General features: G+C 62.1%; 30 protein-coding genes. 13 read left to right on the top strand and 17 right to left on the bottom strand.

All coding sequences use genetic code 11. The features are described 5' to 3' along the window. Positions 1–5: 5 nt before the first annotated feature. From BM160_RS14750 to BM160_RS14740, 3 genes are read left to right on the top strand one after another with little or no spacing between them, the layout of a single operon-like run. Positions 6–827, top strand: coding sequence for an SURF1 family protein (locus BM160_RS14750; protein WP_092006997.1), 822 nt, complete (start codon positions 6–8; stop codon positions 825–827). Then, positions 811–2,154, top strand: coding sequence for an ATP-binding protein (locus BM160_RS14745; RefSeq protein ID WP_255368933.1), 1,344 nt, complete (start codon positions 811–813; stop codon positions 2,152–2,154). Before BM160_RS14750 ends, BM160_RS14745 begins: the two co-directional genes overlap by 17 nt. Continuing rightward, positions 2,144–2,680, top strand: coding sequence for a response regulator transcription factor (locus BM160_RS14740; RefSeq protein WP_092006936.1), 537 nt, complete (start codon positions 2,144–2,146; stop codon positions 2,678–2,680). Before BM160_RS14745 ends, BM160_RS14740 begins: the two co-directional genes overlap by 11 nt. A gap of 217 nt (positions 2,681–2,897) precedes the next feature. Here the strand turns inward: BM160_RS14740 and BM160_RS14735 are convergent, their stop codons facing one another. Continuing rightward, complete coding sequence (locus BM160_RS14735; RefSeq protein WP_092006935.1) at positions 2,898–3,521, bottom strand: isochorismatase family protein; 624 nt, start codon at positions 3,519–3,521, stop codon at positions 2,898–2,900. Between the two features lie 28 nt (positions 3,522–3,549). After that, a complete protein-coding gene (locus BM160_RS14730) occupies positions 3,550–4,179 on the bottom strand; it encodes a TetR/AcrR family transcriptional regulator (protein WP_092006934.1) in 630 nt (209 codons plus the stop codon). A gap of 116 nt (positions 4,180–4,295) precedes the next feature. Between BM160_RS14730 and BM160_RS14725 the strand changes: the two genes are divergently transcribed. Then, complete coding sequence (locus BM160_RS14725; protein ID WP_092006933.1) at positions 4,296–5,930, top strand: 4-hydroxyphenylacetate 3-hydroxylase family protein; 1,635 nt, start codon at positions 4,296–4,298, stop codon at positions 5,928–5,930. Here BM160_RS14725 and BM160_RS14720 read toward each other — a convergent pair. The 6 genes from BM160_RS14720 to BM160_RS14695 all read right to left on the bottom strand — a co-directional run bounded on the left by BM160_RS14720 (position 5,927) and on the right by BM160_RS14695 (position 10,763). Beyond that, positions 5,927–6,472: an RcnB family protein gene (locus BM160_RS14720; RefSeq protein ID WP_218156621.1), complete on the bottom strand. Its 546-nt coding sequence runs from the start codon at positions 6,470–6,472 to the stop codon at positions 5,927–5,929. The two genes, BM160_RS14725 and BM160_RS14720, sit on opposite strands and share 4 nt — an antisense overlap. 143 nt (positions 6,473–6,615) lie before the next feature. Beyond that, on the bottom strand, positions 6,616–7,074 hold the full coding sequence (locus BM160_RS14715; RefSeq protein WP_092006932.1) for a DUF2721 domain-containing protein: 459 nt from the start codon (positions 7,072–7,074) through the stop codon (positions 6,616–6,618). Between the two features lie 63 nt (positions 7,075–7,137). Further along, the gene (locus BM160_RS14710; protein WP_092006931.1) at positions 7,138–8,481 is read right to left on the bottom strand and encodes a type II toxin-antitoxin system HipA family toxin; all 1,344 of its coding nucleotides are present in this window, start codon (positions 8,479–8,481) and stop codon (positions 7,138–7,140) included. After that, entirely contained in the window at positions 8,478–8,819 is a 342-nt protein-coding gene (locus tag BM160_RS14705) for a helix-turn-helix domain-containing protein (RefSeq protein WP_092006929.1), read from the bottom strand. The genes BM160_RS14710 and BM160_RS14705 overlap by 4 nt, the downstream gene beginning before the upstream one ends. 118 nt (positions 8,820–8,937) lie before the next feature. Further along, complete coding sequence (locus BM160_RS14700; protein ID WP_255368912.1) at positions 8,938–10,236, bottom strand: Hsp70 family protein; 1,299 nt, start codon at positions 10,234–10,236, stop codon at positions 8,938–8,940. Beyond that, positions 10,233–10,763 (bottom strand): hypothetical protein, encoded by a 531-nt coding sequence (locus tag BM160_RS14695; RefSeq protein WP_092006925.1) that lies wholly within the window; start codon positions 10,761–10,763, stop codon positions 10,233–10,235. Before BM160_RS14695 ends, BM160_RS14700 begins: the two co-directional genes overlap by 4 nt. Before the next feature lie 164 nt (positions 10,764–10,927). Between BM160_RS14695 and BM160_RS14690 the strand changes: the two genes are divergently transcribed. The 3 genes from BM160_RS14690 to BM160_RS14680 all read left to right on the top strand — a co-directional run bounded on the left by BM160_RS14690 (position 10,928) and on the right by BM160_RS14680 (position 13,488). Further along, positions 10,928–11,146: a hypothetical protein gene (locus BM160_RS14690; protein ID WP_092006923.1), complete on the top strand. Its 219-nt coding sequence runs from the start codon at positions 10,928–10,930 to the stop codon at positions 11,144–11,146. Between the two features lie 111 nt (positions 11,147–11,257). Next, entirely contained in the window at positions 11,258–12,703 is a 1,446-nt protein-coding gene (locus tag BM160_RS14685; RefSeq protein WP_218156620.1) for an NfeD family protein, read from the top strand. Continuing rightward, positions 12,700–13,488, top strand: a complete 789-nt coding sequence (locus tag BM160_RS14680) for a slipin family protein (RefSeq protein WP_092006921.1) — start codon at positions 12,700–12,702, stop codon at positions 13,486–13,488. The genes BM160_RS14685 and BM160_RS14680 overlap by 4 nt, the downstream gene beginning before the upstream one ends. A gap of 76 nt (positions 13,489–13,564) precedes the next feature. Here the strand turns inward: BM160_RS14680 and BM160_RS14675 are convergent, their stop codons facing one another. From BM160_RS14675 to BM160_RS14655, 5 genes are all read right to left on the bottom strand, one after another. Continuing rightward, positions 13,565–13,867, bottom strand: a complete 303-nt coding sequence (locus tag BM160_RS14675; RefSeq protein WP_092006919.1) for a hypothetical protein — start codon at positions 13,865–13,867, stop codon at positions 13,565–13,567. Positions 13,868–13,957: 90 nt separating this feature from the next. Continuing rightward, positions 13,958–14,326 carry a glyoxalase superfamily protein gene (locus tag BM160_RS14670; RefSeq protein ID WP_092006918.1) on the bottom strand — a complete coding sequence of 123 codons (369 nt, stop codon included), beginning with the start codon at positions 14,324–14,326 and terminating at the stop codon, positions 13,958–13,960. 118 nt (positions 14,327–14,444) lie between these two features. Then, the gene (locus BM160_RS14665) at positions 14,445–15,128 is read right to left on the bottom strand and encodes a hypothetical protein (protein ID WP_092006916.1); all 684 of its coding nucleotides are present in this window, start codon (positions 15,126–15,128) and stop codon (positions 14,445–14,447) included. Next, entirely contained in the window at positions 15,125–16,123 is a 999-nt protein-coding gene (locus BM160_RS14660) for an MlaD family protein (RefSeq protein WP_092006914.1), read from the bottom strand. The genes BM160_RS14665 and BM160_RS14660 overlap by 4 nt, the downstream gene beginning before the upstream one ends. A 21-nt stretch (positions 16,124–16,144) precedes the next feature. Continuing rightward, positions 16,145–16,957, bottom strand: coding sequence for an MlaE family ABC transporter permease (locus BM160_RS14655; protein ID WP_092006912.1), 813 nt, complete (start codon positions 16,955–16,957; stop codon positions 16,145–16,147). Between the two features lie 82 nt (positions 16,958–17,039). On the opposite strand from BM160_RS14655, the gene BM160_RS14650 reads away from it, so the two are divergent. Then, complete coding sequence (locus BM160_RS14650; protein ID WP_092006910.1) at positions 17,040–17,696, top strand: LysE family transporter; 657 nt, start codon at positions 17,040–17,042, stop codon at positions 17,694–17,696. A 102-nt stretch (positions 17,697–17,798) separates the two neighbouring features. Here BM160_RS14650 and BM160_RS14645 read toward each other — a convergent pair whose 3' ends face one another. Continuing rightward, a complete protein-coding gene (locus BM160_RS14645) occupies positions 17,799–19,244 on the bottom strand; it encodes an aminotransferase-like domain-containing protein (protein WP_092006909.1) in 1,446 nt (481 codons plus the stop codon). A gap of 189 nt (positions 19,245–19,433) precedes the next feature. On the opposite strand from BM160_RS14645, the gene BM160_RS14640 reads away from it, so the two are divergent. The 3 genes from BM160_RS14640 to BM160_RS14630 all read left to right on the top strand — a co-directional run bounded on the left by BM160_RS14640 (position 19,434) and on the right by BM160_RS14630 (position 21,136). Further along, positions 19,434–19,814 carry a hypothetical protein gene (locus BM160_RS14640; RefSeq protein ID WP_092006907.1) on the top strand — a complete coding sequence of 127 codons (381 nt, stop codon included), beginning with the start codon at positions 19,434–19,436 and terminating at the stop codon, positions 19,812–19,814. 61 nt (positions 19,815–19,875) lie between these two features. After that, positions 19,876–20,511 carry a LysE family translocator gene (locus BM160_RS14635; RefSeq protein WP_092006905.1) on the top strand — a complete coding sequence of 212 codons (636 nt, stop codon included), beginning with the start codon at positions 19,876–19,878 and terminating at the stop codon, positions 20,509–20,511. Between the two features lie 127 nt (positions 20,512–20,638). Next, the gene (locus tag BM160_RS14630; RefSeq protein WP_092006903.1) at positions 20,639–21,136 is read left to right on the top strand and encodes a RidA family protein; all 498 of its coding nucleotides are present in this window, start codon (positions 20,639–20,641) and stop codon (positions 21,134–21,136) included. Here the strand turns inward: BM160_RS14630 and BM160_RS14625 are convergent, their stop codons facing one another. Continuing rightward, a complete protein-coding gene (locus BM160_RS14625) occupies positions 21,137–22,297 on the bottom strand; it encodes a PQQ-dependent sugar dehydrogenase (RefSeq protein WP_092006901.1) in 1,161 nt (386 codons plus the stop codon). A 163-nt stretch (positions 22,298–22,460) separates the two neighbouring features. Here BM160_RS14625 and BM160_RS14620 point away from each other — a divergent pair, with 163 nt between their 5' ends. After that, a complete protein-coding gene (locus BM160_RS14620; RefSeq protein WP_092006994.1) occupies positions 22,461–23,099 on the top strand; it encodes a C40 family peptidase in 639 nt (212 codons plus the stop codon). A gap of 25 nt (positions 23,100–23,124) precedes the next feature. Here the strand turns inward: BM160_RS14620 and gltS are convergent, their stop codons facing one another. Beyond that, entirely contained in the window at positions 23,125–24,333 is a 1,209-nt protein-coding gene (gltS, locus tag BM160_RS14615) for a sodium/glutamate symporter (RefSeq protein ID WP_092006900.1), read from the bottom strand. A 396-nt stretch (positions 24,334–24,729) separates the two neighbouring features. On the opposite strand from gltS, the gene BM160_RS14610 reads away from it, so the two are divergent. Further along, a complete protein-coding gene (locus BM160_RS14610) occupies positions 24,730–25,209 on the top strand; it encodes an EVE domain-containing protein (protein ID WP_092006898.1) in 480 nt (159 codons plus the stop codon). A 56-nt stretch (positions 25,210–25,265) separates the two neighbouring features. On the opposite strand, the gene BM160_RS14605 is transcribed toward BM160_RS14610, so the two are convergent. After that, complete coding sequence (locus BM160_RS14605; protein WP_143093268.1) at positions 25,266–25,574, bottom strand: hypothetical protein; 309 nt, start codon at positions 25,572–25,574, stop codon at positions 25,266–25,268. Positions 25,575–26,002 lie beyond the last annotated feature (428 nt).

Here is a 26,002-nt window from a genome sequence, read left to right as displayed (position 1 = left end):
CACCCATGGCCAGCCGCGCGCCGCGCTCCACGTTTGCCTGCGTCGCGCTGGCCCTGATCGCCGTCCTGCTGGTGGCCGGCTTCGCCGCGCTGGGCCAGTGGCAGCTCGAGCGCAGGGCCTGGAAACACGCCCTTATCAGCCGGGTAGAGCAGCGGGTGCATGCGCCTGCCACGGCCCTGCCTCCGCCATCGCAGTGGCCGCAAATCTCGGCGGCTGGCGATGAATATCGCCACTTACAGGTTAGCGGCCGGTTTTTGCATGACCGTGAAACCCTGGTGCAGGCCGTCACGGCCCACGGCAGCGGCTTTTGGGTCATGACGCCACTGCAGACCGAAAACGGGGAGACCGTGCTGGTCAACCGCGGCTTTATTCCGCCCGAGGCGCGCGCCCGCCAGGCGCGTGCCGCCACCGAAAGCGCAGGCCCGGTCAGCGTCACCGGCTTGCTGCGCCTGAGCGAGCCCGGCGGCGGCTTTTTACGCCGGAACGACCTGGCCGCCAACAAGTGGTATTCCCGCGATGTCGCGGCGATTGCCCAGGCCAGAGGCCTCACCCAGGTCGCCCCCTTCTTTCTGGACGCCAACGCCACGCCCGCGCCACCTGCCGGCGACAGCACGTTTGCCAGCCCAGCATGGCCCCTGGCCGGCCTGACCGTCATCAAGTTCCAGGACCATCACCTGATCTATGCCATTACCTGGTACACCCTGGCCCTGATGGTGCTGGGCGCCACGGTGCTGGTGGCACGCGAACAAGGCCGGCGTCGCCGTGATCACATGGGGGACAATCCTCCTCATGTCGCCCGCGATTCCGAAGATCCCTCTCTTGACTGATAGCCGCCCTGCCGGCCTCGCCCCCGAACCCAGCGGCCAGACCCGCCTGGACGATGCCACCGGCCTGAAAAACATGATGCTGCTGGTGCAGTTGCGCTGGCTGGCCGTGTTCGGCCAGCTGGCCACCATCGTGGTGGTGCACTTCGGCTTTGGCATAGAACTTCCCCTGCAGCCCATGCTGGCCGTGCTGGCTGGCCTGGTCGTCTTTAATGTGGCCAGCCTGCTGCGCTGGCGCAGCTCGCCCAAGGTCAGCAACAGCGAAATGTTCGTGGCCCTGCTGGTGGACGTGGCCATGCTGACGGCGCAGCTCTACCTCAGCGGCGGCGCCAGCAATCCCTTCAGTTTTCTATTCCTCTTGCAGGTCACGCTCAGCGCGGTGTTGCTGCAAGCCTGGTCGGTCTGGGCCATGGTCAGCATCACCGCCGCCTGCTTTGCCCTGCTGGCGGTGTTCGGTCGGCCCCTGCCCCTGCCCCTGGACCTTGAGCTGGGTCTGGCCAGTCCGCACATTCAGGGCTTGCTGATCTGCTTTGTGCTCAATGCCAGCCTGGTCGTGATCTTTATTGCCCGCATCAACCGCAATCTGCGTGAGCGCGATGCCCACCTGGCCAGCCTGCGCCAGCGTGCGGTAGAAGAAGAGCACATCGTGCGCATGGGCCTGCTGGCTTCGGGCGCGGCGCATGAGCTGGGCACGCCGCTGTCCACGCTGGCAGTGATTTTGGGCGACTGGCGGCACATGCCGGCCTTCACCTCCGACCCAGAGCTAGAGCAGGAGATTGCCGAGATGCAGGCCCAGCTAATACGCTGCAAGGCCATTGTCAGCGGCATCTTGCTGTCAGCCGGCGAGGCTCGCGGGGAGTCCTCAAAGAAAACCTCGATTTGCGCCTTTCTGGATGAGCTGGTTCAAGAGTGGCGCACCTCACGCCCGGTCATTTCCTTTGACTACAAAAATGCTGTGCTCGAGGATCTGCCCATGGTGTCAGAGTCCGCCCTCAAGCAAATGATCTGCAATGTGCTGGACAACGCACTGGAGGCCTCACCGCACTACCTCAGCCTGGAGGCCACGCGCGACGCCCACACCCTGACCCTCACCGTGACCGACGCAGGCCCCGGCTTTTCACCCCGCATGCTGGCCCAACTGGGCAAGCCCTACCAGTCAAGCAAGGGGCGCGCCGGCGGCGGCCTGGGTTTATTTCTGGTGGTGAACGTGGCACGCACGCTGGGCGGCGGCGTGACGGCCAGCAATCGCCGGGAGGGCGGCGCGGTGGTGACCATCACCTTGCCGCTGGCTGCCGTCACGCTGGAAAAAATGGCAAGACATGAACATTGAACGACAGCTACTCATCGTCGAGGACGACGCCGCCTTTGCCCGTACCCTGGGCCGCTCCTTCGAGCGCCGCGGCTATTCGGTACTCCTCGCCGCCAGCCTGGAAGCGGTCGAGATACTGCTGCAGCGGCATTCGCCAGGCTACGCCGTCGTCGATTTGAAATTGAACGGTGATGCGTCGGGACTGTCCTGCGTGCAAGCCCTGAACAGCCACGCCCCCGACATGCTGATCGTGGTCCTGACCGGCTTTGCCAGCATTGCCACGGCCGTGGAAGCCATCAAACTGGGCGCCTGCCACTACCTGGCCAAGCCCTCCAATACCGACGACATCGAGGCCGCTTTCGGCCGCACCAGCGGCGACACCGAGGTCAGCCTGACGCAACGCTCCACCTCCATCAAAACCCTGGAATGGGAACGCATCCACCAGGTGCTGGCCGAGACCGATTTCAACATTTCCGAAGCCGCGCGCCGACTGGGCATGCACAGGCGCACGCTGGCGCGCAAACTGGAAAAGCAGCGCGTCAAGTGATTTTCCGCGCATTGGCAACTTGCTGCCAATGCTATATTTTCAATAGCTGCTTGCGCTTATCTGTATTGGGCTAGCGGCCTATTTCATTCAAATAAAGCGCTGACCGCCTTACGCCTTATTCCGTTTCCAAATCATTCGTGTCTAGGCGCGAAGCCGCAGACAGTGCTATAGCACGGCAAGGCGAAGCAACAACGACACGGATGGTTTAGAAATGGAATTACTTCACCTGCGCCAGAATTTCCTTGAAGTCAGGATGCTCGGCGGTGCGCAGCCATTCAAAGGCCACCATCTCGGTGGTCACCAGCTCGGCGCCATTGCCGGCCAGGCGGTCAAATGCCGCATCGCGGTTGCGCTCGCTGCGTGAGCTGCAGGCATCGGTCACCACCCAGACCTCAAACTCTTCTTCCAGCAACTCCAGCGCCGTCTGCATCAGGCAGACATGGGCTTCGCAGCCCGCAATGACGATGGTGCTGCGGCCGGCGTCTTCTTCGGGTGCTGGTTTTTGAAAATGCTTGGGCAGGCTGCGGGCATTGCCGCCCGTGGGCGCCTTGCGCACCGGCGGGCGCAGCCACTCGCCCAGACCTTCGGCGGCTGCGCTGAAATGCATTTTGGACAGGGTCTTGCCGCCCGCCGCTTCAATCGCCGCCTGCACGGCGGGCACATTGGGCCCCAGCTTGTCGGGGTTTTGGGCGCTGGCCCAGACCGGCACTGCCAGCGCCTGGGCCATGCGCGCCAGGCGCACGGCGTTGGCGATGACGAGTTCGTTTTCAAAAATGACGGGCATCAAGCGAGTCTGGTAGTCCACCAGTACGAGTTGGGAGTCATCGGCATCGAGCAACATGGTTAGTCCTGAAATTCAAAAAAAGGGGTCAAGGCGCAGGCGCATCGCGCTGCAGCCGCTCCACCAGGGCAATCAGATAGGCCGCAAACAGCAGCGTGGCATCTTGCCCGAACATGCGGATGCGGCCGGTATGTTGCAGCAGCAACAAGCCCACGCCGTGGGCAAGCAAAGACGTATTTTCGCGCAAGGCGTCTTCACCGTTCAGGCCCATGGCTTGCAAGGCCATTTCGCAGGGTCGCAAGGCATCATGCAAGCGGTCGTTCAACTGGTAATTGAGCTCTGCCGTCAGGCCACGCGGCTGCATGCCCTGCACCAGGTAAAAGCCCAGGTCCAGGTCGCGCGGATTGGCGGCATAAAAACCAAACCAGGCGCTGGCCTTGGCTTCCAGCAGATCGGACGGGCTGGCGGCGTCCAGGCCGGCCGCATCGACCAGCACATTCAGGCGCTCCAGCGATTCGGCCAGCAGCGCGCCGTAAATCGCTTCCTTGTTTTCAAAATAGGAGTAAATCGCGCCCGGTGTGTAGCCGGCCTGTTTGGCAATTTCACGGATGCTGGCGCCTTCGATACCCAGCCGCTCAAACACCGAGCGGGCGGCGTCGAGCATCAGCGCCCGGCGCGAATCATTCATGGCCTGTTGGCGGTCTAGTCTGGCTTGCATGGGATGAATATACCCCCAAAATCCGGGCCATCCACTTTTAATTGAACACCAAAACAATGTATTGAACAGTGTTTAATTTATCACTAGAATTGCGAAAACAACCCAGGAGACAAGCCATGAATGCACCCGCCCCTGCCGCCACACTGATGTCCGGTGATGACTTTCGCGAGTCACTGCGCCGCTACAAACCCCGCGTTTTTCTGGACGGCCAGCAGGTGGTCAGCGTCGCCGACGAGCGCGGCTTCGGCCCCGGCATCAACGCCATTGCGCTGACCTATGACTACGCCCTGAAGGCTCAATACGCACCCATCATGACGGCGGTGCAGCAAAGCAGCGGCAAGCTGGTGAATCGCTTGAGCCACATCAACACCAGCAGCGGCGACCTGCTCAACAAGCTGGAAGCCGTGCGCCTGGTCTGCCAGGAAACCGGTTGCGCCCAGCGTTACCTGACGCACGACGCGCTCAATGCGATTGGCCAGGTTTCAAGCCGCATCGACGACGCACGCGGCACCACGGAAAACACCGCACGCTTTTTGAACTACCTGCACCGCATTCAAGACCAGGACCTGACCCTGGGCATCGCCATGACGGACGCAAAGGGAGACCGCAGCCGCAGGCCGCATGAACAGGCCAATGTCGACAGCTATGTGCATGTGGTCGAGCGCAATGCCAAGGGCATCGTCATCAGCGGCACCAAGGCCATCGTGACCGGCGCGCCTTATGTGCATGAGCTGCTGGTCATGCCCTGCCGCAACATGGGCAAGGAAGACGCCGACTTTGCGGTTTGCTGCGCCGTGCCTCTGGATGCGCCCGGCATCACCATCATTGCGCGCCCGGCCGGCAGGCCCGGTGAAAAAGTCGAGCACGGTGCGCCCCTGTTCAGCCGCAAATACGGCCAGAGCACCGGCGTGGTGATGTTCGACAAGGTGTTTGTGCCCTGGGACAGCGTGTTTTACGCCGGTGAATGGGAACACTCAGGCCACCTCACCTACAGCTACGCCACCCACCACCGCCACTCCTGCATAGGCGCGCGCGCCGGCTTTGGCGACCTGCTGATTGGCGCTGGCGCTTTGATGTGCGAGGCCAATGGCTTCGATCCGGCCAAGGAAACGCATTTGCGCGAACAGATGGTCGAGCTGATCACCATCACCGAAAGCTTTTTTGCCTGTGGCGTGGCGGCCAGCGTCTATGGCAAGGTTGACGAACACAGCAAAACCTTCATGCCAGACCCGGTGTTTTCCAACATCGGCAAGCTGCTGCTCGCTACCAAGATTTACGACATGCACCGCATTGCCCACTACGTCAGCGGTGGCCTGATCGTCACCCTGCCCGGCCCCGACGAAGACCACAACCCCGAAACCGGCGCCAAACTATCCGAAGTGCTGCGTGCCAACCCCGATGTGCCTTATGAGCAGCGCATTGAAACCGCGCGCTTCATCGAAGACCTGAGCGCCGGTTACCAGGGCGGCTGGTACAGCGTGATCAGCCTGCACGGCGGCGGCTCGCCGGCCGCCATGAAGCAGGAGATTTACCGCAACTACCCGGTGGGCAGCAAGGTCGAGCTGGTGGAACGCATCCTGGAGCGCGGCGTGGCGCACGACCCCGACCGTGCGATTACCAAGAACCGCCAGCCCGGCAAATGCTGCGACACCGGCTGCACCACACCCGGCCAGCCGGTGATGGTGGATCTCCCCGCGGTGGTGGCTACTTTGCCTTCACAGCGGGGGGCAATCAATTCGCCAAGCGCCTAGAGCGAGCCCAGGTCCTGCATGGCGTCCACCACCATGCTGGTGCCCACCGCAATCAGCAAGATATCGGTAGCGACGCGCACATATTTATGCCCTGCGGGGGGAGCCCCCAGCTGCACCACGACGGACGCAGGTACGGGGTAGAACACGACATCGCGGGGCAGTGGCTGACCTATGGCGTATTTTTTGGCTTGCCCGGGTGGTAGGCAGCCATTGTTTTTCTTGGCCAGACCTGGAGGGCAATGACCCGCTTTGGACTGCTTGCCATAGTAGTTCTGGACCACCACGCGCTGCTGCGGCACAAAATAGCCGCCGACCCGGACCTCGGTCGACTGCTGGTTCTTCTTCGCCTTTTGGCCCAGTCCGGAATTGCCGTGATCGGACTGCTCCGCCTGCTCGTGCTTGTTACCCTTGCCGTGCTTTCCGCCGCCCGCCCATTCAGGTTTTTCGGCAAAGCTGGAAGAGCAGGCCAAAGCGGCTGCCATGACCAGTGCAAAGCTGCGGCCGTAGAGGTAAGGCTTGCTTGTTTTCGTAGGTATTGTCATCGTGGTACTACCGTGGTTTTAAGTTAAAGACCTGAGCGGCAGCGAACTGCTTGCTCACCATACACCTCAACACCTTGAACGAAGCCTTCCCGTCAACCGTTGACAGAGACTTCACCTATCAATAAAACAACTGCTGACAACAATCACCCCGGCCGCGAAGGCTCCGCAAACTTCAACAACCGGGTCGCCAACAAAGTCTCGGCCAAAAAACAAACCAGGGCCGACAAAAAGCAGATCACGCCCGACAGAAAACACACGGTGGCGATCTTGAGCGTGGGCATCTCGATGGTTTCGCCGAGAAACAGCAAAATAATCGTGCTGCCGATCAGAATGGCGCAAAAGGTCAGCAGGGCAATGCAGCCGTTGACCAGCCAGCCGCGCTTTCTCAGTTGCTGTAACTCGGCATACATCTTCGTGGCACGACTCTCTTCAACGCCCCCTGCCTCCAGCCGGTTTTCAAGAAAACGGGCTCGGTCGATGATGCGTGCCAGGCGGCCCGCCACGGCACCAATCATTCCCGATACCGCCGTCAACAAAAACACCGGCGCCACGGCCAGCTGTATGCCGTGGGTAACCGTCGAAAGGTCAGTCGCAAAGTTCATCCAGGTGCTCCAAATTGCAGATGTCTAACAATGAGCGATTGTCTAGCAAGCATCGTGCAAGCTTTACCGGGTCACCTTGCGCCCGGCGCTGCCAGCGCGCCTGCTCCGCCAGCTCTGCACCGCGTCGCAGGCCTCGAAATGCCTGAGCAGATTCTGTTTTTGCTGATTCAGCAGGCTGCTGGCCTCGATCAGCGCAGGCCATGAGGCGCAGGCCAGACCCACCGCCTCGTTGAGCACGCCGCGCACCCGGGTTTCGAACATGCCGGTGGCATTGCAAAAGCTGCGCACGGTTTGCGGGCTGAGCCGCGCCTGCTTTTCACCGCCCGGAACAAAACGCAGCGCATGGCCGCGCCCACCCAGGTAGGCGGCATAGGCCACCACGTCGTAGGCCGGAGACAACTCCGGCGTGCGGCCATCCGGGTAGACCACGCCGAAATTCTTCACATGGGCGTCGTAGTTGCCCAGCATTTCATTGACCATCACACGCCGGATCAGCTCTTCGGCCGCGCCCTCCCCCAGCTCGCCGTTCAGCCCCATGCCGCTGCGCAGCGTGCTGGCCATGGTGGCGTAGGTGGCGGCCGGGTGGGTGTATTTTTCTTCCGGGGGGATGCGCAGGATTTGCGCAAAGTCTTCGCAATGGATGTGGCCTTGCGGGCTGCGGTCAAAGCGCTGCACGGCCAAAAACTGCCGGCTCTCGCCCAGCACAAAGGGCTGCTCGGCCAGCATCTCGCTCATGGGCGCCAGCCAGGCGCTGCAGACCTTGACGCCGGCGGCCTGCGCCAGCCGTAGCGACAACTCCTCCACCTCGGGCAGCAAGGCGTATTCCACCGTGGGCAGCTTGGCGATGATGTGCGTGCCCTGCGCGTCCTTGGTGCGCGCCACATAGCGCCCCTGCTGCGCCAGCAGCGCCAGCTTGGGCTGCACGCCCGACAGCGAGGTGGCCTCGGGCAAGGGGTCGGCCGTCACCGTCATCTCCAGCGCATCGTTGTGCTGGGTCACCACGCCGGCCAGCGCATCGGCATCCAGGTGCGCCGGGTAGGCATAGACATTGCCCGGCAGGTCGGTGCCGCAGGCGGCCAGCAGGTCGAAGTGGTCGCCCGGCCCGCAGCCGCGCAGCTCTTCCAGATGGCGGCGCAGCGGGCCTTCGGGCAGCAGGTTTTGAAAAAAAGCCGGCAGGCGGCCGCCTTCGGCATTGAAAAACGGCGTGCTGACATAGCTGCGCCAGAAAATTTCGCGCCGTTGCGGGTCGTCGTCCATGGCGGCCCACGACAGCACCGGCGAATCAGGCCTGGACCAAAAGGCTTCGTCGGGAATAAAACGCGTCAGCGCGCTGTTGCCCGTGCCGTACTGGAACAGCAGCCCGGCGCGCGCAGCGCCTACATAGATGTCCAGCGCCAGCACATTCATTTTGTCTGCCCGCTTTTTGGGTTTTGGGCGCCGGCAGAGCGCAAGGCTGTTTCAGCCACGATGCGGTCGACGCTGGAAAGCGCGGGCGCAGGCCCTGCCTCGCCAGCGGCTTTCGCCTGCAAGCCCATCGCCACCACCTTGGGCAACAGCAGCACCTCCAGCCCCAATTGATCGGCAATCGCCATCAAGGTGGTGATGCGCGGCGCGGTGCGGCCCTGCATGGCGCTGCGCACCGACAACGGCGTCAGCCCGGTTTTCTCGGCAATCGCCTGGTAATCGAGCTTGAGCCGCTGCCGCTCGCTTTCCAGGCGCTGCGCCATCTCCAGCAAGGTTTTCATGATAAAAAAGTATCGTTATGGAACTATTCGATAGTATTTTATCGATTTAATTCAATAACAACAATAGTTAACTATTCATTTAAATAAATTCAATAGTTAACTATCGTTCTGGTAGCCATCAGCCAAACTTGCGCTGGGCATCGAGCGCCAGGCCGGCGCCAATGCTGCCAAACAGATCACCCTCGACGGAACGCGCCTGCGGCAGCAGCGCCAGGATGCGCTGGCGCAGCAAGGGCACACCGCTGGAGCCGCCGGTGAAGAACACCGTATCAATGCCGTCGGCGGCCAGGCCGGCGTCGCGCAGCAGCTTGCTCACCGTTTGCTCCACCGTCGTCACCAGCCCGTTGATGGACCTATCTAGGTCATCGCGGTGCAAGCTCACGCTCTCGCCCGCCGCGATACGGCCTATGTCTATCTGCGTCTGCGCCGAGTTCGACAAGTCGATCTTGGCCGCCTCCACCTGCAGCGCCAGCCAGTGGCCAGCGCGCTCGCGCACCACGCTTTGCAGCCGCTCCAGCTTGGGCTTGTCGCTGGCCTCGCGGTGCAGGTCGCTGATTTCCGACCAGGCCTTTTTGCTATAGGCCATGTTGATGGTGTGCCAAGTCGCCAGATTGAAGTAAGGCGCAGAAGGCATGGCCAGACCGCTTTTCAGCGAACTGCCCAGGCCCAGCATGGGCATCATGCTGGCCAGGCTCAGGGCCCGGTCAAAGTCGGTACCGCCTATGTGCACACCGCCATTGGCCAAAATATCGTCGCGCCGCTCGGCACGGCCGGCGCGCTTGGGGCCGACGCGAATCAGGCTGAAGTCCGAGGTGCCGCCGCCAATGTCGACCACCAGCACCAGTTCTTCGCTCGAAATTTTCGATTCGTAGTCAAACGCTGCGGCAATCGGCTCGTACTGAAACGCGATCTCGCGCAGGCCGGCCTTGCGGGCGACGTCTTCCAGCGTGTCCTGCGCGCGCTGGTCGGCGGCGGCATCGTCGTCGATGAAGAACACCGGCCGGCCCAGCACGGCGCGGGAGAACTCATGCCCGGCGGCCAGCTCGGCGCGTTGCTTGAGTTCCCCGACAAAGCGTGCCAGCAGCTCCCGAAACGGCAGTGCCCGGCCGGCAACCTCGGTGAAGTCGTCAATCATGGAGGTGCCCAGCAGGCTCTTGAGCGAGCGCATCAGCCGTCCCTCATAGCCCTCCAGGTAGTCGGCCAGCGCGGCCCGGCCGTAGCGGACTTCCTCGTCTTCGGCATGGAAAAAAATCACCGAAGGCAAGGTCAGCTTGTCGCCCTCCAGCGGCAGCAAGGTGCCATGGCCGGGCCGGACCCAGCCGGCCGTGGAGTTGGAGGTGCCGAAGTCAATCCCGCAGGCCGGTGCTACCTTTAACGTGTTCAGCCCATTCATTGGGGCGCTATGCGTGCGGCTCATGCTCGGTCTTTCGGTTTGGCAAAGTCGCTGTCGGCCCAGGCCACCGCGCTGCTGCGGTTGAGCTTGAAGGACGGCGCCACGCGAACCTCGGCCAGCGGCTCGCCGGCCTCGTCGTGAGCGCTGAGCAGCGCATGCGGATGGTCTTCGTCGGGAACGATGTCCAGCGACACCGTGATGCGGCCGGCATTGGCCGTCACCGTGATGCGCTGGTGCAGCGTGGCGTGCAGCTGCTGCTCGTGGCGGCGCACAAATTCAGAGGCGGTTTTCACCAGCGTGCTGAAGGCCGGGCCGTCCAGCGGCTTGGGGTTCTTCTTGTCGCGCCCCATGGTCCAGGGGCCTACCAGCGCGGGCTCGGGCTCGCCGTCCTTGATCATGGCCACGGCCCAGCCGTCGTCGTCCTCGTTTTTCAGCACGCGGGCGGTCCAGCCCTCACCGCACCAAAGCCGCGGCTCTTGTATTTTGGAAAATTCCTGGGGAGAAGATTCGGCCGTCTGGTCTGGCGTCGGGGTGCGGGGGGCGTCTGTCAAGGATCAATCACTCAGGTCAAAAAATCGCACTAAAAAAGCGTACGCTAAGCCTGTCGCGCACAAGAGTGGCGCGCAGGCGGGGGCAGATTTTACTGCCCCCGAGTAATTACATACTTTGGCCAGGCCGGTTTTTCCCGGGCCTGGCAGGAAAACCGGGGGTGGACATGAGTGAATGGGTGACAAAAATGCTGGCGCTGATCAAAAGCGGCAATCTGACGGCGGCGGTGGCGCAAATCAAGGCCACGACCAGCAGCAAGGATTTGCGCCTGCTGCAGGCGGCGCTGGAAAAGGCACAAGTGCTGCCAAAACAAAAGGCCCTGGATACGGCCATCAACGACCAGTTGCAGGCCTTGGCCTCGCCGCGCTTGAGCCGCTCGCCCTGAATCCCGGGATCACCGCAGGGGATAAACGCCCGCTTGCCAAGACCAGCGGCTACTGGCGCATAGTGATGGATTGAACTCCGGCTGGAGTTCGTGGCGTTCCGGGAGGTCTTCATGGCATCTGCGCGCAGCTTGCGACCGGGCCGGTTGATAGCGGCCATGCGCCATGGCAAGCGGGGCTGGCACCTGTTGTTGGTGTTGCTGCTGGCCCTGCTACTGCTGGCGCTGGCATTGCCTGCCGTCAGCGCCAGCCCCGTGCTGGTGCTGACACTGCAAGACGCCATAGGCCCGGCCAGCGCCGACTACCTGATTCGTGGCCTACGCAAGGCCGAAAGCAGCGGCGCACCGCTGGTGGTCATAGAGCTCGACACCCCGGGCGGCCTTGACAGCTCGATGCGGCAAATCATTCAGGCGATTTTGGCGTCTCCCGTGCCGGTGGCGGTTTATGTGCGCCCCGAAGGCGCGCGCGCCGCCAGCGCCGGCACCTATATTCTTTATGCGGCCCACATTGCCGCCATGGCCCCGGCCACCACGCTGGGCGCGGCCACACCGGTGGCCCTGGGCATGCCGGGCATGCCACGCGAAAAGCCCCCTGGCACGGAGACGGACAAGGCCGAGGGCAAGCCCTCAGCCGGCCCGCCCGACCCCATGGCCGCCAAACAGGTCAACGATGCCACCGCCTTCATACGCGGGCTGGCGCAGTTGCGCGGACGCAATGCCGACTGGGCCGAGCGTGCAGTGCGCGAGGCCGCCACCCTGACGGCCAGCGAGGCGCTGCAAGCCAAGGTGATAGACGTGGTGGCCAAGGATTTGCCCGACCTGCTGAGCCAGATCGATGGTCGCACGGTACGCCTGCGGGGCGCCGAGGCGACGCTGGCAACGCGCGGCCTGGCCTTTGAAACCCGGCCGCCCGACTGGCGCCAGCGTCTGCTGTCGGTGATCGCCAATCCGGCCCTGGCCTTGATCCTGATGATGATTGGCATCTACGGCCTGATCTTCGAGTTTTCGGCGCCCAGCTTTGGCCTGGCGGGTGTGGCCGGTGCGATCTGCCTGTTTCTAGGCCTGTTTGCGCTGCAGCTGCTGCCGGTGAACTACGCCGGGCTGGCGCTGCTGCTGTTCGGCATAGGCCTGCTGGTGGCCGAAGTGCTGTCCCCCAGTTTTGGCGCCTTCGGTGTGGGCGGCGTGATTGCCTTCATTGCCGGCGGCATTTTGCTGTTTGACCATGACGCGCCCGGCTTTGGTGTTCCGTTGCCGCTGATCTTGGCGCTGGCCGCCACTTCGGCCGCCGTCATTTTGCTGGGCTGCGGCATGGCCATGAAGGCGCGCCGGCGGCCTGTGGTCAGCGGCCGCGAAGTCATGGTCGGCGCCCCTGGCCAGGTGCTGGAGGTCGGCCAGGGCGAAATCTGGGCGCAGGTGCAAGGCGAGCGCTGGCGCGTCAGCAGTAGGCAGCCGCTGGCAAGCGGCCAACGCATACGGGTGATCGGCCTGCACGGGCTGACGCTGGACGTTCAGCTTGATACCGCATCAACAGCAGCCCAACCACAAGGAGCGACGCCATGAATCCCGGTTTCAACCTCGGCCTGGGCAGCGTGCTGATCCCGCTGCTAGTCCTGTTTGTCGTGCTGGCGGTGAACACCATACGCATACTGCGCGAATACGAGCGCGCCGTGGTGTTTCAGCTCGGGCGCTTCTGGAAGGTCAAGGGTCCGGGGCTGGTGCTCTTGATTCCGGCGCTGCAAAAAATGGTGCGTGTTGACTTGCGCGTGGTGACCATGAATGTGGACCCGCAGGACGTGATTTCGCGCGACAACGTCTCGGTCAAGGTCAGCGCGGTGCTTTTCTTTCGCATCATCGATCCGCAAAAAGCCATCATCCAGGTCGAAAACTACCTCATGGCTACCAGCCAGCTGGCGCAAACCACCTTGCGCGTGGTGCTGGGCAAGCATGAACTCGATGAAATGCTGGCCGAACGCGAACGCCTCAACGTCGACATCCAGCGCATCCTGGACGCGCAGACCGACGGCTGGGGTATCAAGGTCACCAACGTCGAGATCAAGGACATCGATCTGAATGAATCCATGGTGCGCGCCATCGCCCGCCAGGCCGAAGCCGAACGCGAACGCCGCGCCAAGGTGATCCACGCCGAGGGCGAAAAACAGGCCGCCGCCGCGCTGCTAGAAGCCGCCCAAATGCTGGCCCGGCAGCCCGAAGCCATGCAGCTGCGCTACCTGCAGACCATGACGCAGGTCGCTGGCGACCGCGCCTCGACGATTGTGTTTCCCCTGCCCATGGACTTGCTGGGCTCGCTGCTGGGCAAGGGCAAGCCGCCGAGCAAAGATGAATGAGATGCTCCGGGAGCGCCAGCATCAACTATGTTTTTGATAGCTGTCGGCGCTCATCTACAAAGGGCTGGAGGCCTTTTTAAGCCCCAATTTCGAACTGAGCCTCGCCCATGTAACGATTCGGCCCAAAGGCCGCCGTGACGGCCGCCGTTTCGGCCGCCTGCCACTGGTCAAGGATTTGCTGCTCGGCGTCCGTCAGCGTATCTGGCGCTGGCGCTTCACCGTAAATGGAGACGATGCGGCGATAGGCCTGGTAAACCGGAAGCACCAGGCTGGCGTCGCCCAGCGTTTCATCGAGCGCCTTGCGAAAGCGCTTCTCGGCATCCCGGCGCTCCTGGTCGGTGGCGTCTTCGTAGGCGTAAAGGGTCAGGGAGTAACTCAAAATTCAAAACCTGTGGGTACATCGTTGGTGGAGGAAGGCGAAACCGTCAGTGCTCAGCTTCTTGCCCTTGAGGGGGATCCCCTGGACTGCTCAGGTGCTGATAGCGCTGGTAAACGTCAGTCTGTTGCCGAAGGGATCGCGAATGGACATATCTTTGCTGCCCCAGGGCATGTCTTCTATGCCAGGCCGCGCGTACTTGTAGCTCTTGGCCAGCAGCTGTTGTTGAAACGCCTCCAGTTCGTTGCATTCAATTCTGAGCGCGGCGCCCGGGCTGCAGTCTCCATGATGCTCTGACAAATGGATGAGACAGTCGCCCTTTGAGATTTGCATGTACAGCGGCAGGTCCGCCTCGAAGCGGTGCTCCCAATCGAGCTTGAAGCCCAGGAAATCGATGTAGAACTCCTTGGCCTTGGCTTCGTCGAACATCCGAAGGATGGGGGTGGTTTTTCCAAAATTCATGTCTGAAACTTTCCTGGCACCAAAAACCTAAACACCAGCCTGTCAGCCCAGCTCCCGGCAATCACTATCAAAACAATAGCTACTTGCGCATAGAGTTAAAGGGCTGGCGGCACTTTTTTCATAAATAATCAAGGTTTTTCTTGGCCGCATTCGCCTGGCCCTGGGTGAGCGCTATGCGCCGGCGCAAGCGGGCAGCTTCCTCGCCGTCGCCGCCCTTCTCCGCCAGCTGCGCCTGCACGTTCAGCCAGGCCAGCAGGGGGCGGCGCCAGCCTTGCGCAGAGGCGGTATCTACCGCCTGCTGCACCACGGCCGGGCTGGCCTGGCCTTTCTGGAACAGCACGCCGGCCGCCACCAGTTGCGACAGCGGATCAGCGATGCCCTGAACTGCCGCTGCACTGCCGCCAGCAGCGGCGCGCTGCGGCTCGGGCAACAGGGCAATGCCTTGCGGCGGCAACTGGCCGCGCAGGTAGTCGGCATAGGCCTGTTGCGCGGCGGTGCTGTCCTGGCGCAGCTTGTCAAAACCGGCGCAGGGCTCAAACACCAGGGCGGCGACGCGGCCGGCGCAGTGCAGCAGCTCGGCCGTGGCCAGCAGATCGGCGCGGCCGGTGCTCGAGAGCTGGCTGCGTGCGCGTTGCAACTCGGCCATCTCGACCCGGCTATTGCCCTCCATGTAAGCGGTCACCGAACGCTCCATGGAGCCCTTGGCTTCGACTTGCCAGTCGGGCGGCTTGGGGCCGCTGGCGCAGGCGCCGAACAGCACAAGGGCTGAGAGCGAAAGAATGAGTTTGATGGCGCGGCTCATGGCAGTTTCATCTCCGCATCCTTGGCGTCCTTGGCAAAAGGCCATTTGCGGCTGATGTCATTGATCAGGCCTTCCACCTTGCGCAGATTGGCCTCAACATCGGCGCGCAGGGCGCCCAGGTCGGCCGTGGCGTCTTTGGCGTTGGCGCTGATGGCCTGGGCATCCTGCAGCACGGCATCAACCCGTTTCAGGCTGCCGCGCGCCTCGCCCAGCATGGCGTTGAGCTGGACGATGGTGGCGCGCGTTTCGGGCATCACGCCCTTCTCGCCAAACACCTGGGTGTCGGCCTTGGCTGCCATGCCGTCTACCTTGGCCAGCAGCGCGTTGGTTCGATCCAGCGTGGCGGAGAACTTTTTCGCTTCGGCTTCGCTGCCCAGCAGCACGGTGAGCGCGCCGCCGGGGCCGTTGAGTCGCTCGGTCAGGGTCTGCAGATTGGCCAGGCTGGCGCCGACGGAGCCGCTGCTGCCGGTCAGGTTGTTGAGGTTTTCGATCAGGTCTTTGGCGGCGGCAATCACCTTGGGGATTTCCGCGCTGGCATCGCCTTGCAACACGTTGCGCACCGCGCCATCGGGCAGCAATGGGTCGGTCAGCACGCCAGTGTAGGCGCGGATGTTGGTGCCGCCCACAATGCCCTTGACCAGCGTGAAAACGCTGGTGGTGCGCAGCCAGTGGGCATCCTTGCTAGCCACATCCACCAGGATACGGGCCTTGCCGTCTTCGGCCAGTTCGATGCGCTGCACCCGGCCAATCGGAAAGCCGGAAAACGTCAGGTCCATGCCAACCACCACACCCTCGGAGTCCTCTGCCACCAGCACCAGCCGCTGGGTGGCATCAAACGCGCCCCGGGCGTAGAGCACGAAGAGCGCCGAGCCGCAGATCAGCAGCAGCATGAAGAGCAGCAGCAGCCTGGCCTTGAGCTCCAGGTTGTCCGTCCTGGCAGCGGCTGGCGGCGACAACGGGTCCGAAGGATCTGAAGGGTCTTGAGGAGAACTCATGGTGGTACGGTTTGAAAGAGGTCAATAGTAGTTGCCGACCAGCGAGGCCACTTCAATCAGCAAAATCACCGCAAACATGCGTACCAGCCCGCGCAGCTCGGCACTGGTACGCACGCTGTTGTCATGCATGCCAGACAGGCCGTAAAGCGCCGATGCCATGGGAATCAGGGAGACGGCAAGGCAGAAAAACAAGGTCTTGAGGACAAAAATCAGGGTCACGGCAGGACTGAACACCTGGCCAAACAAGCGGGTATAGATTGGCAGCCCAGACACATTGAAGCCGTAGACCGCCAGATAAGCCACCACCAGCGCCACCACGCAACTCAGCACCGCCAGCGTAATGCCCGAAAACAGACCGGCCACCACGCGCGGCAAGACCTCGCGTCGCACCGGATCCTGGCCGCGCTGACGCATGGCGTCAAGCTCGCCGCTGGCCTGCATGGCCGTGAGTTCGGCGCCATCGGGAATGGTGCAGCGCAGCGCCACGAAGAGCGCCGCCGTCAGGGGAATCAGCTCCAGCACCAGCACGCGTATCACCACCTGCAGCGCGTATTGCGACAGGCCGTAGCTCAGCGCCGTGACCAGCACGATGCGTGTAATGACCACCGTGACCAGTGCGCAGAGCACGGTAAAGCCCAGCAGAATCGGCGCGGTGTTGACATAGATGTGCCGGGCCAGCAGCGCGCGGTTGTCACGCCGGTAGCTCGAAGGCGACAGGACCAGCACCATGATCACCGCGCCCAGGTGCACCAGTTGCCACCACTCGATGAGCCACTGCTGCGCGGCGCGGCCGGTTTGAGCCAGCAAACGTTGCCAGGAGGCCATTGAATTCATTCGGCCATGATAACGGCGGGCTGCCGCAATGACGTTAGGATGGCGGTCTTCCGTTTTAGCCTCACGCCCGTACGCACACATCATGGATCTTCATACCTGGACCGCTTTTTTCTTCGCCTCTATCCTGATAGCCATCTCGCCCGGCTCGGGTGCGGTGCTGGCCATGAGCCACGGCCTGAGCTATGGCGTGCGGCGCACCCAGGCCACCATCGTCGGGCTGCAAGCCGGCCTGCTGGTGATTCTGATCATCGCCGGCGCCGGTGTCGGCTCGCTGCTGATCGCGTCTGAACTGGCTTTTAGCCTGGTCAAGATTCTGGGCGCCGGCTACCTGATTTACATAGGCTGGTCGCAGTGGCGTTCCTCGGCGGCGCTCACGCCCGATGAAACCGGAGCCCCCTCCAACGTGAACATGCTGTCGGCGCGTCGGCGCTTTCTCACCGGCTTTCTGACCAATGTGACCAACCCCAAGGGCATTTTGTTCATGGTGGCGGTGCTGCCGCAGTTCATCAGCCCCAGCCGTCCGCTCTGGCTGCAGTTGCTGCTGATGGCGCTGACCTCTGTGACCGTGGATCTGGTGGTGATGCACGGCTATGCCTTTGCCGCCAGCCGCCTGCAGACGCTGTTCAAAAACGCCCAGGCCATCAAATGGCAAAACCGCCTGTTTGGCGGCCTGCTGATGGCCGTGGGCGCCGGCCTGTTCTTCGTCAAGCGCGGCCAGCAGGCGGTGTCGGCCGTCTGAGGCCGGCCATGCCTGCTCTGGAATTACTATCAAATAAATAGCGCCTTGCGCCCTAGAACAAAGGGCTAGAGGCCTGAAACGCTTAAAAAATCGGGCTGAGCATCAATCCTTGGGCACATGCTGCGCCGTGATGGCCGCCAAGGTGCGCAGGCTGTCCGCAGCCTCTTTGGTAAAGGGATAGCCGCAGCTGATGCGCAAGAAATGGTCGTAGCGGCTGGAGTTGGAAAACATGGCGCCGGGCGCCACCCGTATGCCTTGCAGCAAGGCCGCGTCAAACACCGCCGACGCCGAGGTGCCCGAGGGCAACTCCACCCAAAGCATCATGCTGCCGCGCGGCACCGTGAGCCGGGTTCCGGCCGGAAACGAGGCCGCAATGGCGTCGGCCGTCTGCTCGCGCTGCGCATTGAGCTGACGGCGCAGGCGCGACAAATGGCGGTCATAGGCGCTGGAGCCCATGAACTTGGCCACGGCGATCTGCGCCAGCGCCTCGTTGCTGCGGCTTTGCGCATACTTCAGCATCTGAATCCGGGCATGCCAGCGCCCGCCCGTCATCCAGCCCAAACGCAAGCCAGGCGCCAGGGTCTTGCGCAGCGAGGCGCAATAAATCACGTAGCCATGGCGGTCCCAGGCCTTGGCCGCCTTGAGCGGCACATCGTCGGCGCCCAGGGCGCCATAGGTGTCGTCTTCTATCAGCGCGACCTGCTGGCGCTCGCAAAGCCTGACCAGCCGCTCCTTGTCGCCATCCCGCATCACGCAGCCCAGCGGGTTGTGAAGATTGGGCATCACCACCACGGCCTTGACCCGCTGCTGGGTCTGAAAAGCCAGCTCCAGCGCCTCCACCGATATGCCCAGCGTCGGGCTGGTGGGGATTTCCAGCGCCCGCAAGCCCAGGCTTTCCAGCACCTGCAGCAAGCCGTAATAACTGGGCGACTCCACCGCCACCGTGTCGCCCGGCAGGGTCACGGCGCGCAGCGCAATATTGAGCGCCTCTATGCAGCCATGCGTGACGACGATGTCATCGCTCGACAGCTGCATGCCCTGGGCCAATGCACGCCGCGCCAGCACGGCGTGCAAGGGGGAGTCGCCGGAGGCGGCCACCGCGCTCACCAGCAAATGGGGCTGCTGACGCAAGGCTCTAACCGCCTCGTTCTTCAGGGCCTCGGCCGGATACATCTCGGGCGCGCAATAGGCGGCGGCCAGATTGTGGGTCAGCGGATAGCGCTCGCACTTGCTCACGTAGTCCGACACCCGGTCGTGAATCCCCACATACTGGGCCGGGTCCAGCGTACGGCCCGGTTCCGGCTCGGTGAGCGGCGCCAAATCCATGCTGCGGCGCTTGAGCACAAAGTAACCCGAGCGCGGCCGCGCCTCCAGCCAGCCCTCGTCTTCCAGCCGGTGGCAGGCTTGCACGGCGGTAGACAGGCTGACCTGATGCAAGCGCGTCAAGGCCCTGACCGATGGCATGCGCTGGCCGGGCAGTAAAACGCCTGAGTGGATTGCCTGGCGATAGTGGCCGGAGAGTTGCAGGTAAAGCGGTTGCGGGTCCATAGACCGATGATCAATCAAGAGAGCGCTGCGACACAGACACAGATGGGACGAAATCGGACCATAACAGATGGCTTAACTGGATTCTGTAGCGATACAGAAAGGCCTCAATTGCATCTGTCGCAAAAAATGGCTGCGTTCTAAGCTTGCGGCATTCCTCATCACCTGCACCTGGATCCACCGAAACCCGCCATGAAAGCCGAGCACCACCTGAACCATAGCCAGCGGCTCCAACTCGGAGCCAACGAATCCCTGCACATTCAAACCCGCGCAGGCAGCGCCCTGATCAGCCACTCGGGCCGCTTGCTGCTGACCAGCACGCCCGGCTGGCTGGGTGAGCAGGTTTGCCGCGCCACAACGCCGCTGGAGCCGGGGCAGATGCACACGCTCGCCGAGAGCGGCTGGGTCACGCTGAAGGCGGGCCCGCAGGGGGCCACGCTGCATCTGATGCAGCGCCAGGCAGACGCCACGCTGGCGCAAGCCCTGGGCAAGGCCTGCAAGGCGCTGCGGGCCGGCCTGCTCGCCAGCGCCAGAATGGCACGCGCCCGGCTGCGCGGCGCCGGACCTGCCTGAATTAGGGTAAATTTCACTTCCGCTTTTCAGCCTCGCCTGTTTTCACTTCAGCACTGCACCCATGACCACCTCCACCTGGCTCCTGTTCTTCACCATCTCGCTGGTCACCGCCTTCAGCCCGGGACCCGGCACCTTGCTGGCCGTCTCCAACGCCGTCGCCTGGGGGCCACGCAAAACGATGTGCAGCTCCGCCGGCAATGTGCTGGGCGTGTTCACCGTATCGGGCGCGGCCATGGCGGGCCTGGGCACCTTGCTGCACACCTCGGCCTGGCTGTTTGCCGTGCTGAAAACCCTGGGCGCGCTGTATCTGATGTACCTGGGCTACCGCCAGTGGACCAGCAAGACATCGATGTTCGACAAGGCCTTGCCCACCGAAGCACAGACCGAAAAAACCAATGCCGCCCTGTTCCGCCAGGGCCTGCTGGTGGCACTGACCAATCCCAAAAGCATTCTGTTTTTCACGGCGCTGTTTCCCCAGTTCATACGCCCCCAGGCACCGGTACTGCCGCAGTTCCTGGCGCTCACCACGGCCTTCACCGCTTGCGTGCTGAGCTCCCATGTCGCCTACGTGCTGCTGGCGCGCAACGCCCATCGCTGGTTGGGCGCAGCCCCGCGGGCTCGCCTGTTCAACCGCATCTGCGGTGGCGCCTTTGGCCTGTTGGGGCTGGGACTGCTGCGCATGAAAGCCCCCGCCTGAATAGGCCGCTGGCGACTTTTCCCCAGGATGGTGATCGGCTATTGGTCAACATGCTGGCAAAGCCTGCCGAAAGCTCCCCGCATCGCCACCTCACTCAAACGCTAGTCATATTAGGAACCCAGCCCCCATGGAAAATTCACGCGACGCCCGCTTTGCCGCCATAGCAGCCACGCTCGGCTACAGCTTCGAAGGAGAGATACAGAAAGGCGGAAATTACACCTCCACCGTGCAGCACGGCGATCAGGTCTACGTCAGCGGCCAGATTCCACGTGTCGGCAGCACCGTGGTCGTCACCGGCCGCGTCGGAGCTGAGGTTTCGCTGGTTCAGGCCCAACTGGCGGCCAAGGTCTGCGTCATGCGGGCACTGGCGCTGCTGCGGCAAAGCCTGGGCAGCCTGGAGCGCGTGAAACACATTCTTAGAATTTCGGTCTACATTCAATGCGCGCAAGACTTCACCCAGCAAAGTGAGGTCGCCGATGGCGCATCCGAGGTGCTGTATGCCGTGTTGGGCCCGGCCGGCGTTCATACGCGCACCTCGGTAGGTGTATTTCAGCTCCCCAAAAACGCCTCGGTCGAAATCGACCTCATTGCCGCCGCAGAGCCGCCCGCCCCTTCAGTCCAATAGTCACTTGCCGGGCAGCAGGCGTATCAGCTTGCCGTTGGGGCTGCTGTCGGTCAGCACATAGAGCAGGCCATCCGGGCCCTGGCGCACATCGCGAATGCGCTCTCCCACCTCGGCGAGGAGCTTGCTTTCGCGCACCACCTTGCCGCCGAAAGGTTCTGACAGCTCTATACGGTCGAGATAGGCAAACTTGAGCGAGCCGACAAACAGGTTGCCGCGCCAGGCCTTGCCGTAGCGCTCGCTGCTCAGAAAGGCCATGCCCGAGGGCGCAATCGACGGCACCCAGTAATGCAGCGGCTGCTCCATGCCGGCCTTGGCCGTCAGGCCCTCGCCAATCTTGCCGCCGCCGTAGTTTTCACCATAGGTGATTACCGGCCAGCCGTAGTTGGCGCCGGGCTTGGGTAAATTGATTTCATCTCCGCCCTGCGGCCCGTGCTCGTTGGTCCAGAGCGTGCCGTCGGGCGCCAGCGTGGCGCCCTGAACATTGCGATGACCGTAACTCCAGATCTCTGGCAGCGCACCGGGCTTGCCGACAAAGGGGTTGTCCTGGGGCACAGAGCCGTCCTTGTTGATGCGCACCACCTTGCCGAGATGGTTGTCCAGCTTTTGCGCGTCGTCCTTGCGCGAAAAGCGCTCCCCCAGCGTTAAAAACAGCTTGCCATCAGCTTGGCCGCTCGGGCCGGGCGCCCGGCTTTCAACGATGCGGCAGCCAAAATGCGCCGAGCTGGCGACCTTGGGCTGCTGGCTGAAAATGACCTTGACCTCTTCCAGCTGGGCCTGGTCCGCGCTCAGGCTGGCGCGCGCCAGCGCCGTGCTGTTGCCATTGCCGCTGGCCGCGGGTTCAGAAAAACAGAAATACAGGCGGCGATTCCGGGCAAAGTCACTGTCCAGCAGGACATCCAGCAGCCCGCCCTGGCCACCGCTGGCAATCGCAGGTAGACCAGCGATGGGCGGCCCCAGTTTCCCGTCAGCCTCCACCACGCGCAGGCGACCGGGGCGCTCTGTCACCAGAAAACGTCCGCCGGCCAAGAAGGCCAGCGCCCAGGGGTTTTGCAGGCCAGTCGCCACGATTTCCGGGCGAACCGTCTGCGCCTGGGCCCCCAGGCATCCAGAAGCTATAAAAACAATAGCTACTAGCGCCCGTCTATATTGGCCTACACGCATATTTCACTCCTTGAATTACTGGAAACACAGCGCCCCTAACGCTCTGCCTCCCGAAAACCATGCACCATCAGGCCATAAATCCTTACGAATCAATAGCTTGGCGCAGGCACTGAATGCCGACAAGGATTGACTTGGGAGCAGCCCATCAAGTATGCTTCAGCCCATGCGAATGATTACCCCTACTCTCGTCATTGCCGTTTCCGCACTATGGGCTGCCAGTGCTCATGCAACTCCCGGCAATTCTGGCGACGAGATGGATAGGCTGCTGCTCGATAAAGGCCTGCTGACACAAATTGATCAGGTCCGCCAAAACGTCAGCCACAAGGCGTCGGAACTGGTGGTCAACGCCATGGGTTTCCTGGGTGTGCCCTACAAACGGGGCGGCAACAGCGCTGAAACCGGCTTTGACTGCAGCGGTTTTGTCCGTTCCATCTACCAGCAAAGCGTGGGCTTGCTGCTGCCACGCAAGGCCGAGCAGCAGGCTGCTGCCACCGAAAGCATAGACAAAAAAGACCTGCAGCCCGGTGATCTGGTGTTTTTCAACACTTTAAAACGTGCGTTCAGCCATGTCGGCATTTATGTCGGTGATGGCAAATTCATACACTCCCCCAAGCCCGGCGCCCAAGTGCGGGTTGAGAGCATGGGCGTGAGCTACTGGCAAACGCGCTTCAACGGCGCCCGCCGCGTCACCACCACCGATACACCCGCACCCACGCAGGCAGCTGTGCTTGCTCCGCTCGCAGCAGCACCTTCATCGCCAGCCGTCTCGGCCTTCGCCAACGACAACAACTCGCTGCGCTGAGCCGGCCGGCGGCAAGCCGCTGCCGCTAGCTGAAAATGCCGACGAACGCCGTGATGATGGTGGCGTTCACAAAGTCGATGAACAAGGCGCCCACCAGTGGCAGCACGAAGAAAGCCTTCACCGATGCCCCGTTCTTCACGGTGAAGGCATCCATATTGGCCATCGCGTTAGGCGTGGCGCCCAAGCCAAAGCCGCAGTGCCCCGCCGCCAGAACGGCAGCGTCATAGTCCCGACCCATCAGGTTAAAGGTCACGAAGTAGGCGAAGACGCCCATGATCGCCGTTTGCACGCACAAAATGACCAGCAAGGGGCCGGCAATCGCGCCCAGCTCCCAGAGTTTCATGGACATCAAGGCCATGCATAAGAAGAAAGACAATGAAATGCTGCCGGCGACCTCTATCTGCTTGGCTGGCAGCGTCAAGTTCTTCCAGTCAATCACATTGCGCATCACTGCCGCCACCAGCATGGGGCCAATGTAAGCTGGCAGCGTCAGGCCGAAACGCTTGACGAAAGGCACGATCAGGCTACCTATGCCCATCGCAATCACGATCAGCATGACGGCGTAGATCACGGTCTTCTCGTTGGTAACCTTGGTTTCGCGGGCGGTTGCAAGGTTGGTTTCATAGTCCATACCCTGGCTTGTTGCCGGCCGATCATTCAGCTTGTAACGCTTCATCAGCAGCGTTCCCACCGGCCCGCCAATCATGCAGCCGGCCACCAGGCCCCAGGTCGATGCGGCAATCGCCGCTGGCAGCGCGGCAGTGGCGCCAGCCTGCTCAAGAATCGGCCCAAAGGCGGCGGAGGTGCCGTGCCCACCCGTCAGGGACACCGAGCCGGCCGACAAACCGATCAGGGGATGCAGGCCCAGCATCTCGGCCAGTGCAACTCCGGCCGTATTCTGGATGACCACCAGCACAGTGGCGGCCAGCAGGAACAGGGCAACGCCGACGCCGCCCTTCTTCAGCAACTCCAGGCTGGCCGAAAAGCCAATGGTGGTGAAGAAGACCATCATCAGCAGATTGCGGATGTTGGCGTAAAACTCGAACTCGAAGGTTTGGGTCTGGTAGCCGACAAGCGCCACGATGGAGAAAATCAAGCCCCCGATGACCGGACCAGGAATGAAGAAGCGCTCCAGGATGCTGAAGCGCTTCTTGACGAATTCGCCGACGAGAAGCAAAACGGCGGCCATGGCCAGCGTCTGCGCGATGTCAAGTTGGATGATTTCTGGTGTCATTGGGGTCAAGCCCTGATCTCAAAAAACAGCTTGCGCTGCATGTATAGCGTTGATTCGTGTTGCCTGAGCCATCAGCCTTCGGCCAATAGCCAACCCGTCACAGGCAAGTGCCTGATAAGGAGCGGACAAGCTGCCCGCAGTCATCCAGGGGGGAGGAAAGGGAGAAGAAAGAAGCTATTGCTTCAAAATATCGAGGCCAAATTATAACGATGAGGCAAGAGTCCAAAAAATAGAAGCTATTTATCGCCTGATCGAAGTTTTTACCGTCGGTTCACTCCAGGTGCAGCCAGCGTGCTTGGCACGCTTACAGATGGTTTTATCGATGGCCGCGATATTCCCCCAGCATTGCACCAAACGCCTTGAGCTCTGCCCTACTCTTTTTGCCACAATGAGGCCATGACCCGCCCCACCCGCTATTGGCTGATGAAGTCCGAACCAAACGAGTGTTCCATCGACGACGCCCTCGCCGCGCCCAAGGCCACCGTGCCCTGGACCGGCGTGCGCAACTACCAGGCCCGCAACTTCATGCGCGACGAGATGCAGGTAGGCGACGGCGTGCTGTTCTACCACTCCAGCTGTCCCGAGCCGGGCATTGCCGGCATTGCACGCGTGGCCTCGGGCACACGAGCCGACCCGACGCAGTTTGATCCGACATCCCCCTATTACGACCCCAAGTCACCGCCCGACAAGCCGCGCTGGCTGCTGCTGGATGTGCAGGCCGTGCACAAGACACGATTGATCAGTTTGGGGGAGTTGCGGGAGCATCCGGAACTGGCTGAGATGCGGGTATTGCAGCGGGGAAATCGGCTGTCGATTACGCCAGTGGACGCCAGCGAGTGGGCTGAAATTACCGAGAAATTGCTAGCCGGCAAATAGACGCTGATCAGGCGTCTTGAAGGGAAATAGTCGGTGAGCCCAAAGCCAGCCCAAAGCTAGACGCGACTAAGACCGCTCCATGCCCTGCCCGCAGAAGCCGTGACCAGGACCGCGTGTCGCTTTCCTGTCATGGTCGCCGCATTGCTGCAAATCTTGCGCACATCCTCCGCACTTAGTTCGCCCTGGCACTGATATTCGGCGGACGGCAGCTTGTACCTGGCACCGTCATCGGCAGTGATGACATCAGTGATGTTTTTCGCTGCCAAGGCGGATGCGAGCCGCTTGTAGTCTTCCCATGTAGCGTTGTCATACAAAACCACTCGAATTGTGAAATGGAACATCGTTTTTCCATTGATTTCAGACAACGCCCTGTTTGGCACAAACGCTATTACAAGCAGGCATCGCTATGCCACTGATCACCCATGACACCTAAAGAATCAAGGCGGCGTGCTGCTGACCGAGGCGTCGATCAGGACACCCAGCTGAGTGATTAGAGCGGCATGAGCGGCCAAGCTGGAAAAAGCAATTTAAATGCCAGTTCATTTAATTTCTTTTATATCAATGTGTTACGTATTTTTTTGAAACCAGAATAAGCCACTCTGTAAAAATTTTCGACAGTCTGCGGAGGGTAACGAGGCTCTCCCAAACGAGTGCGGCGCTGAATATCGCCAGAAGTGGCGGCAGCCTTGCTGCCATTGAGCCGCCACATCTGTGCCGCGCAGAATGAAGGCGCAGGGCTTCTCTCCGGCGGCAGGCAAGCGGAATCAATAAAACAGCCTGTTGCTGCTCGGTT

The sequence above is a fragment of the Polaromonas sp. OV174 genome (assembly GCF_900112285.1).
Taxonomy (GTDB): domain Bacteria; phylum Pseudomonadota; class Gammaproteobacteria; order Burkholderiales; family Burkholderiaceae_C; genus Polaromonas.
The sequence above is the reverse complement of the archived record's forward strand: the minus strand, read 5'-3'. Positions and strand labels throughout refer to the sequence as shown.

Coding starts and splice junctions, on each gene's coding strand:
- BM160_RS14750 (WP_092006997.1), top strand. CDS start 6: ATGGCCAGCCGCGCGCCGCGCTCCACGTTTGCCTGCGTCGCGCTGGCC.
- BM160_RS14740 (WP_092006936.1), top strand. CDS start 2,144: ATGAACATTGAACGACAGCTACTCATCGTCGAGGACGACGCCGCCTTT.
- BM160_RS14735 (WP_092006935.1), bottom strand. CDS start 3,521: ATGTTGCTCGATGCCGATGACTCCCAACTCGTACTGGTGGACTACCAG.
- BM160_RS14730 (WP_092006934.1), bottom strand. CDS start 4,179: ATGCAAGCCAGACTAGACCGCCAACAGGCCATGAATGATTCGCGCCGG.
- BM160_RS14725 (WP_092006933.1), top strand. CDS start 4,296: ATGAATGCACCCGCCCCTGCCGCCACACTGATGTCCGGTGATGACTTT.
- BM160_RS14720 (WP_218156621.1), bottom strand. CDS start 6,472: ATGACAATACCTACGAAAACAAGCAAGCCTTACCTCTACGGCCGCAGC.
- BM160_RS14715 (WP_092006932.1), bottom strand. CDS start 7,074: ATGAACTTTGCGACTGACCTTTCGACGGTTACCCACGGCATACAGCTG.
- BM160_RS14710 (WP_092006931.1), bottom strand. CDS start 8,481: ATGAATGTGCTGGCGCTGGACATCTATGTAGGCGCTGCGCGCGCCGGG.
- BM160_RS14705 (WP_092006929.1), bottom strand. CDS start 8,819: ATGAAAACCTTGCTGGAGATGGCGCAGCGCCTGGAAAGCGAGCGGCAG.
- BM160_RS14700 (WP_255368912.1), bottom strand. CDS start 10,236: ATGAGCCGCACGCATAGCGCCCCAATGAATGGGCTGAACACGTTAAAG.
- BM160_RS14690 (WP_092006923.1), top strand. CDS start 10,928: ATGAGTGAATGGGTGACAAAAATGCTGGCGCTGATCAAAAGCGGCAAT.
- BM160_RS14685 (WP_218156620.1), top strand. CDS start 11,258: ATGGCATCTGCGCGCAGCTTGCGACCGGGCCGGTTGATAGCGGCCATG.
- BM160_RS14680 (WP_092006921.1), top strand. CDS start 12,700: ATGAATCCCGGTTTCAACCTCGGCCTGGGCAGCGTGCTGATCCCGCTG.
- BM160_RS14670 (WP_092006918.1), bottom strand. CDS start 14,326: ATGAATTTTGGAAAAACCACCCCCATCCTTCGGATGTTCGACGAAGCC.
- BM160_RS14665 (WP_092006916.1), bottom strand. CDS start 15,128: ATGAGCCGCGCCATCAAACTCATTCTTTCGCTCTCAGCCCTTGTGCTG.
- BM160_RS14660 (WP_092006914.1), bottom strand. CDS start 16,123: ATGAGTTCTCCTCAAGACCCTTCAGATCCTTCGGACCCGTTGTCGCCG.
- BM160_RS14655 (WP_092006912.1), bottom strand. CDS start 16,957: ATGAATTCAATGGCCTCCTGGCAACGTTTGCTGGCTCAAACCGGCCGC.
- BM160_RS14650 (WP_092006910.1), top strand. CDS start 17,040: ATGGATCTTCATACCTGGACCGCTTTTTTCTTCGCCTCTATCCTGATA.
- BM160_RS14645 (WP_092006909.1), bottom strand. CDS start 19,244: ATGGACCCGCAACCGCTTTACCTGCAACTCTCCGGCCACTATCGCCAG.
- BM160_RS14640 (WP_092006907.1), top strand. CDS start 19,434: ATGAAAGCCGAGCACCACCTGAACCATAGCCAGCGGCTCCAACTCGGA.
- BM160_RS14635 (WP_092006905.1), top strand. CDS start 19,876: ATGACCACCTCCACCTGGCTCCTGTTCTTCACCATCTCGCTGGTCACC.
- BM160_RS14630 (WP_092006903.1), top strand. CDS start 20,639: ATGGAAAATTCACGCGACGCCCGCTTTGCCGCCATAGCAGCCACGCTC.
- BM160_RS14625 (WP_092006901.1), bottom strand. CDS start 22,297: ATGCGTGTAGGCCAATATAGACGGGCGCTAGTAGCTATTGTTTTTATA.
- BM160_RS14620 (WP_092006994.1), top strand. CDS start 22,461: ATGCGAATGATTACCCCTACTCTCGTCATTGCCGTTTCCGCACTATGG.
- gltS (WP_092006900.1), bottom strand. CDS start 24,333: ATGACACCAGAAATCATCCAACTTGACATCGCGCAGACGCTGGCCATG.
- BM160_RS14610 (WP_092006898.1), top strand. CDS start 24,730: ATGACCCGCCCCACCCGCTATTGGCTGATGAAGTCCGAACCAAACGAG.